The 7,074-nt window shown below is 66.0% G+C and carries 8 protein-coding genes; 1 reads left to right on the top strand and 7 read right to left on the bottom strand.

The features are described 5' to 3' along the window. Positions 1 to 169: 169 nt before the first annotated feature. Genes ACH107_RS28265 through ACH107_RS28255 form a run of 3 tightly spaced genes read right to left on the bottom strand, consistent with a single transcriptional unit; the run spans position 170 to position 2,237 of the window. On the bottom strand, positions 170 to 958 hold the full coding sequence (locus tag ACH107_RS28265) for a metal ABC transporter permease (protein WP_412509065.1): 789 nt from the start codon (positions 956 to 958) through the stop codon (positions 170 to 172). Further along, the gene (locus ACH107_RS28260) at positions 958 to 1,722 is read right to left on the bottom strand and encodes an ATP-binding cassette domain-containing protein (RefSeq protein ID WP_412509063.1); all 765 of its coding nucleotides are present in this window, start codon (positions 1,720 to 1,722) and stop codon (positions 958 to 960) included. Before ACH107_RS28260 ends, ACH107_RS28265 begins: the two co-directional genes overlap by 1 nt. Then, a complete protein-coding gene (locus ACH107_RS28255) occupies positions 1,719 to 2,237 on the bottom strand; it encodes a transcriptional repressor (protein WP_412509062.1) in 519 nt (172 codons plus the stop codon). The genes ACH107_RS28260 and ACH107_RS28255 overlap by 4 nt, the downstream gene beginning before the upstream one ends. Positions 2,238 to 2,293: 56 nt before the next feature. Here ACH107_RS28255 and ACH107_RS28250 point away from each other — a divergent pair, with 56 nt between their 5' ends. Further along, positions 2,294 to 3,376 (top strand): zinc ABC transporter substrate-binding protein, encoded by a 1,083-nt coding sequence (locus ACH107_RS28250; protein ID WP_412509061.1) that lies wholly within the window; start codon positions 2,294 to 2,296, stop codon positions 3,374 to 3,376. Between the two features lie 127 nt (positions 3,377 to 3,503). On the opposite strand, the gene ACH107_RS28245 is transcribed toward ACH107_RS28250, so the two are convergent. The 4 genes from ACH107_RS28245 to modA form a co-directional block, all read right to left on the bottom strand. Beyond that, positions 3,504 to 4,700, bottom strand: coding sequence for a TSUP family transporter (locus ACH107_RS28245; RefSeq protein ID WP_412509060.1), 1,197 nt, complete (start codon positions 4,698 to 4,700; stop codon positions 3,504 to 3,506). Then, positions 4,697 to 5,791 (bottom strand): molybdenum ABC transporter ATP-binding protein, encoded by a 1,095-nt coding sequence (gene modC / locus ACH107_RS28240; protein ID WP_412509059.1) that lies wholly within the window; start codon positions 5,789 to 5,791, stop codon positions 4,697 to 4,699. The genes ACH107_RS28245 and modC overlap by 4 nt, the downstream gene beginning before the upstream one ends. Next, complete coding sequence (gene modB, locus ACH107_RS28235; protein WP_412509058.1) at positions 5,791 to 6,483, bottom strand: molybdate ABC transporter permease subunit; 693 nt, start codon at positions 6,481 to 6,483, stop codon at positions 5,791 to 5,793. Before modB ends, modC begins: the two co-directional genes overlap by 1 nt. A gap of 6 nt (positions 6,484 to 6,489) precedes the next feature. After that, positions 6,490 to 7,074, bottom strand: a 585-nt coding sequence (gene modA, locus ACH107_RS28230; protein ID WP_412509056.1) for a molybdate ABC transporter substrate-binding protein, incomplete at its 5' end; no start/stop codon positions are given.

Genomic DNA, 7,074 nt, shown 5'->3' with positions numbered 1-7,074 from the left:
CTCGGATCGCGTGCGTGGTCGTGGCGCTGACGTGAAGAATTTGTCCATAGTGCATCCTTCTGATGGTCACAGATCAGTAGACCAGCACACGCTGGGACTCAACGCCTAGCTTCAAGCCTACCAAGCTGAAGGCAACCGTTACGCTTTGCCGGGCAGGAACATCCGCCCGTCAGGATCGCAGGCTTTTCAGAATGCTTGTGCCAAGAAATACGAGCGCTGCGACGCAGACGATGGATGGTCCCGCGGGGGTGTCGAGCGCATAGGCAGATTGCAAGCCCATTACGGCGGACCCGCTACCGATTATCGCCGCAGTGAGCGCCATTTGTTCAGGCGTGCGTGAAAGGGGGCGGGCGGCGGCGGCGGGAATGATCAGCATCGCCGCGATCAGCAGCACGCCGACGACCTTGATGGCGACGGCCACGGTGATGGCGAGTGACAGTGTCAGGACGAGTTGTTCGCGTTTCGGGTCGATCCCGCTGGCATAGGCGAGTTCCGCGCTGATCGTCGAAGTGAGCAACGCCGACCAGCGCCAACCGATCAGCCCGACAACCAGCGCCGCACCGCCCCAGATCACCGCCAGATCGCCGCGCGACACCGCCAGAATGTCACCAAAGAGATAGGCCATCAGGTCAATGCGGATTCCCGACAAGAAAGACACGGCAACCAACCCGAACGCCAGCGCCGAATGCGCCAGAACACCAAGCAGTGTGTCCATCGCATAGCCGCGTCCAGTGAGCATCGTCACGATCAGCGCCATCGCAAGCGCCACGGCCACGGCCCCCGCGAAGATGGAGATCTGCAAGGCCAGCGACAGGGCCACCCCCAGGATCGCGGCATGCGCCGTGGCATCGCCGAAATAGGCCATGCGCCGCCACACGACGAAACTGCCCAAGGGCGCCGCTGCAAGGGCCACGCCGACGCCGGCAAGCGCGGCGCGGGTCATGAAATCGTCCAGCATTATTCGGCGGCCTCGGTTTGCTTGTCCTGCGGTGCATGGTCATGCGCGCAGGTTTCGTCGTGACTGTGGTCATGTTCATGCCGGTAGAGGGCCAGCGCGCCACCGGTGCCGGTGCCGAACAGCGCGCGGTATTCCGGCGCAGCGGAGACGGTCTCGGGCGTGCCTTGGCAGCAGACATGACCATTGAGACAGATCACCCGGTCGGAGGCCGCCATGACCACATGCAACTCGTGACTGATCATCAGGATGGCGCAGCCGGTGCTTTGGCGGACCTCCTCGATCTGCTGGTAGAAGGCGGCAGAGCCGGGCTGATCCAGCCCCTGTGTGGCTTCGTCGAGCAAGAGCAGGTCCGGTTTATTGATCAGCGCCCGCGCCAGCAGGACGCGTTGGAACTGGCCGCCCGACAGGGCGGACATCTGGCGGTGGGACAGGTCCGGCACGCCCGCGTGTTCCAAGGCCGCGGCGCAGGCCGACCGCGCGATACCCCCGGGCAGGCGCAGGAACCGGTCCACCGTGATGGGCAGGGTCGGGTCGATATGTAGCTTCTGGGGGACATAGCCGATGCGCAGCCCCGGTTTGCGCGTGATGTGCCCCGAGGATGGGCTGGCTGCACCAATCAGCAACCGCAGCAACGTGGTCTTACCGGAGCCGTTAGGCCCGACGACGGTCACGATCTCGCCCGGCTCTACCGCGAGAGATACGTCGTGCAGAACCCTGTTCGCGCCAAAGCTGACGCTGACAGTATCCGCCGCGATCAGGCTCATGCGTCAACCTTTCCCACGCAAGCAGGACAGATGCCCTCGGCCTCGACCACGGTCCGTTCGATCTTGAACCCGGTGGCGCGCGCTGCTTCTCCGAGCGCGCCGCGCGCCGGTGAGGATTGCGCCTCGGCCACCGACTCGCAGATCCGGCAGATCATGAAGGCAGGCGAGTGATTGGCCCCGGGATGGGCGCAGGCGATGAAGGCATTAAGCCGTTCGATCTTGTGCGCGAACCCGTTGGCGACAAGAAATTCAAGCGCACGGTAGGCCACGGGGGGTTGCGAACCGAACCCGGCGTCCCGCAATCTGTCGAGCATCTCATAGGCCCCGACCGCCCGGTGTGCCTCCAGAAGGATTTCCAGCGTCTTGCGGCGAACCGGCGTGAGCCGCAAACCTTCCGTCTGGCAGTGCGCCTCGGCCGCCTTGAGCCCGGAACGGATGCAGGACCCGTGATCGTGCTTTTCGAAGCCGATCAGGTCGCTGGATGCGGGCTTTCCTGCGTGGGCAGCGCTTGTCATGTTATCTCATTTCCTATACCCATGTACCAACGTTATAAAATCACATGGAGCCGCATATGTCCAGAAACCTCGTTTCCCTTTCCGTCGCCGCGTCTGTGCTGGGTGGGACGGCCATGGCGGATGTGCCAGATGTGGTGGCCGATATCGCGCCTGTTCATTCACTGGTGGCCCGCGTGATGCAGGGGGTAGGCGAGCCATCCCTGATCGTGGCCCCCGGGGCCAGCCCGCATGAGTACAACCTTCGTCCGTCCGAGGCGGGCGCGTTGCAGGACGCCGACCTCGTATTCTGGGTAAGCCCCGACCTGACGCCTTGGCTCGGCGGAGCGATTGAAACACTTGCGGGTGACGCAACCGCGACAGAACTGCTCGAGGTCGATGGAACGACCAAACTGCCGTTCCGGGAGGGAGTGCTGTTCGAGGCGCATTCGCATAAGAATGAGGATCACGACGACAAGCATGACGGCCATGACCACGACACCGACGCGCATGGCCAAGATCACGACGACCATGGTCGAGAAGATCATGCCGAGGAGGCGGCGCATGACGACCATGGTCACGAGGACCCTGATCACGGTCAGGCCGATCAGGCGGGCCATGACAGTGCGGGGCATGCCGGGCATGATCACGGGGATCACGACCCCCACGCCTGGCTGTCGCCCGATAACGGCGCAGTCTGGCTGAATGCCATCGCGGCACAGCTGTCTGCTGCCGATCCAAACAACGCGGGCACCTATTTTGCCAATGCAGCGGCGGGGCGCGAGGAACTGGCCGCTTTGAGCACCGAGATCAACGGCATCCTTGAACCGGTACGCGGCCGTAACTTCATCGTCTTCCACGACGCCTATCAATATTTCGAGACGGCGTTCGACTTTCCAGCGTCAGGCGCGATATCCGTGTCCGATGCCGCCGACCCCAGCCCGGCCCGCATAACCGGGATCCAGGCGCGTGTGGCAGACCAAGGCGCGAGCTGCGTTTTGTCGGAACCGCAATACGACCCCGGTATCGTGGCCGCGGTCATGGACAGGTCCGAGGCGAGTACCGGCGTGCTTGACCCGCTTGGCTCCGACCTCGAACCCGGCCCGGATCTTTACGGTAACGTTCTGCATAACCTCGCCACGGCACTTGCGGATTGCCTCTGAGACTGTCGGAGGGCGTGCCGGCAGCCTTTTTCTACGGCACGCGAAACTCTGTCTGGCCTGTGTGGTGATGTTGCGGCGCGCCGGGCCACGAATGGCTCCACCGGTGGATCTTGGGTGAGGCGGCCTGTCATCGCACCGCCGTCGCCTTGAACCGCGCAAACACCGGCGCACCCTCGATCAGGCCGAGTCCGGTAACGGACCGACAGGTGACAAGTGCCGAGATCTCGCCCGCATCCGCAATGGCCAGACGCACGCGGGCTGTCGCGCCGTCCGCCAGGAGGTCAATCCCTGCCACGCGCCCCGAGAGTGTGTTGAGCGCACTCGAGCCTGCCTCGACGGCGAGAGCGAGCGTGACGTCACGATCGTCGATCCGGAAGGAGGTCCGCGATCCGGGCGGCAGGTCGACGCGTGGAACTGTGACGGTCTGGCCATCTACCGTCAACGTCGTAAGGCCCCATTCAGGGTCATGCGCCACCACCCGCGCGGGCAGGTCCGGCGGCGCGGTCGCCGCCGGAGCGGTCTGTGGCAGATGCCTGAAAACACCCCAAGCTGACCAGATCAGGATCAGCCCGAGCCCGATCTTGAGCACCTGGCTCGGTACGACCCCGAGCAGCATCGCACCGAGACTGGCCCCGAGGATCGACCCGGCCCCGAGCGGCAGGATCGTCGTGCGCCAGACGGCGTCCTCGCGTAGCAACGATCCGGCGCCGAAATGGCGCGAGAGGCCCACGGCGATGGTCGGCATGCCCACCAGCATCGACAACGAGCCTGCCACCTTCACGTCCACCCCGAAGAGCAGGATGAAGACGGGGATGATGAGCTCGCCGCCCGCGACCCCCAGAAGCGACGAGACGAGGCCTAGGGCGACGCCACAGGTGGCAGCGACAAGGACCGTAGGGAACAGGCCCGCGCCCACAAGCCGGGTTGGTTCGACCACGAAAAGCCCTTCGGCGATCAGCACACAGCCGAGCGCAACGAGCAGGATCAGGATCAGCCCGCCCAGCAGCTTGTCGGACGCACGGCGGAGCCAGCCCGCGCCAATCCAGGCTGCCGACATGGACCCTGCCAGCATGCCAAGAACGGCGGGCAGGTGCGGCGTGATCTGGTCCGAGGGCACCGTCGCTGCGCGGAAGGGCAATGCCGCCGCCAGCACGATGAAGCTGGCCACGAGGTTGATCGTGACGGCCTCGCGCGCGGAAAAGCGAAGCATTCTGACCAGCGCCGGCAGCCGGAACTCGGCCCCGCCCAGCCCGATCAGGCCGCCGGCGGTCCCAACGACCATGCCGAGGGCGACGGCGAAGGCGGGGCGCTGCGGCCGCGTCATTCGGCGGGTTCCTGATCGGCGCGCCCCACATCTTCGGGGGCGATGGAGACAGACTTGATAACAGCATGGCATCGCTGGCCGGTGGCAAGGCCCATCGCCTGCGCCGAGCGCATGGTGATACGCGCCGACAGACGGTCGCCGCCCACATCCAGCGTGACCAGTGCACCGGGTCCGTCACCCGGGCGGATCTCGGTCACCGTGCCGGACAGAAGGTTCAGGGCTGACAGTCCCTCGGGGCGCGCCCGCGACAGGATCACGTCATGCGCAGCGATCCGAACGCGGATCGTCGCGCCTTCTCGAGCCGCGACCCACGGCAACCACAGCGGTCCGGCAGCCGCGGCAAGCTCGCTCAGCCCGTCTGCATGGTGGCGGGTGACGCGCGCCGTCAGCACAGACGCCGTGCCGCGCGCGCCCATCGCGCCCACATCGCCCAGCACCTGCGCGGCGGAGCCTTGCGCCACAACCCGGCCCGCATCGAGAGCGACCACCGTACTGGCCAGCCGCGCGACCTCGGAGGCGGAATGGCTGACATAGAGGATCGGGACGTTCACCTCGTCGCGCAACCGTTCGAAATAGGGGAGGATCTCGGCCTTGCGGGCCTCGTCGAGGGCCGCAAGCGGCTCATCCGCGAGGATCAGGCGCGGCGCGGACAGGAGCGCGCGGCCGATCGCGACGCGCTGTTTCTCGCCACCCGAGAGCGCGCCGGGCCTCCGGCCGAGCAGGTGGCCGATGCCCAGAAGGTCCACGACACGGCCCATATCCTCGCGCGGTGCGCCTTTCGGCGCGAACCACGCGCCGTAGGACAGGTTCTGCCGGACGGTCAGATGCGGAAACAGCCGCCCTTCCTGAAAGATGTAGCCGAGCCTGCGCCGGTGGGGTTTCAGGCGCACACCCGCCTGAGTGTCGAGCAGCGTCCAGTCGCCCGCGGCGATGCGCCCTTCATTGGGCATCAGAAGGCCCGCCACGGCGTTCACCAGCGTCGTCTTGCCCGAGCCCGACCGGCCGAACAATACCGTCACCCCCGGCGGCGCGCGGAAGGCGGCATCGAGCGTGAAGTCCTTGAAGGCATGGCGCACCGTGACTTTCAGCATCACGCGCCCCCGATGCGTGCCGCCACGCGCCGCCCGATCAGTTCAGACAAAAGCAGCGCGCCCATGGCCACGACGACCGAGACGATTACCAGTTTCATTGCCGGTCCCTCGCCCCCGGGCACCTGCAGGAAAGCATAGATCGCCGATGGAACGGTCCTCGTCTGGCCCGGAATGTTCGACACGAAGGTGATCGTCGCCCCGAATTCTCCCATCGCCTTGGCGAAGGCGAGGATCGCGCCGGCAATGATCCCGGGGAGCGCCATGGGCAGCGAAACCGTCAGGAAAACCCAAATCGGCGCGGCCCCGAGCGTGGCACTCGCCTGTTCCAGCTTGGGATCGACCGCCTCGATCGACAGCCGGATCGCGCGCACCATCAGCGGAAAGGCCATGACACCTGCCGCCAGCGCCGCTCCCGTCCAGCGAAATGCGAAGACGATGCCCCATTCGGCCAGAATACTGCCAATTGGGCCGAGCGTGCCGAAGGTCAGAAGCAGCAAGTAGCCCGTTACCACCGGCGGCAGGATCAGCGGCAGGTGGACGATACCGTTCAGCACCTGCTTGCCGGGAAAGGACCAGCGCGCCAGCGCATAAGCCACGAAAACCCCGAGTGGCAGGCTGACAATCGTCGCCCACAACGAGACCCGGAGAGAGAGCGCCAGCGCTTCCCACTCGTCGGAGCCGAGCCAATCCATCAGCGGTTACTCCGCAATGACCACGAAGCCCTGACGCAGGAACGCCGCCCGCGCCTCGGGGCCGCGCAGGAAGTCGAGGAAGGTCCGGTTCAGCGCATTGTCGCTCTTGGCCAGCGCCGCGGCGGGGTAGACGATGGGCGGATGCGTTTCGGCCGGAAAGGTGCCGATGACACGCACGTCGTCCTCGGCCATGACGTCGGTGGCGTAGACGATGCCATAGGGCGCCTCACCGGTGGCAACGAAGGCCAGCGCCGCGCGCACGTTGTCGGCCTGGGCCACCTGGGCCGCGACGCTGTCCCACAGACCGAGGCTTTCCAAAGCGGCCTTGCCATAGATGCCAGCCGGCACGGCATCGACCAGCGCCATGGCCAGCCGCCCGTCGCCGAGCAGGCCCGCAAGGTCCATGTCGGGGCCGATCTCGACGGGCGCGACGCCGGTGTCGGCTGCGATCAGGACCATGGCATTGCTCAGAAGGTCGAGGCGCGTGCCCTCCTCGACAAGCCCGTCCTCTTGCAGCCTGTCCATCCATCCCGGGTTCGCCGAGATGTAGATGTCGGCCGGCGCGCCGTGCTGGATCTGGCGGGCAAGCGC

The organism is Roseovarius halophilus (ex Wu et al. 2025) (assembly GCF_047086965.1).
The sequence above is the reverse complement of the archived record's forward strand: the minus strand, read 5'-3'. Positions and strand labels throughout refer to the sequence as shown.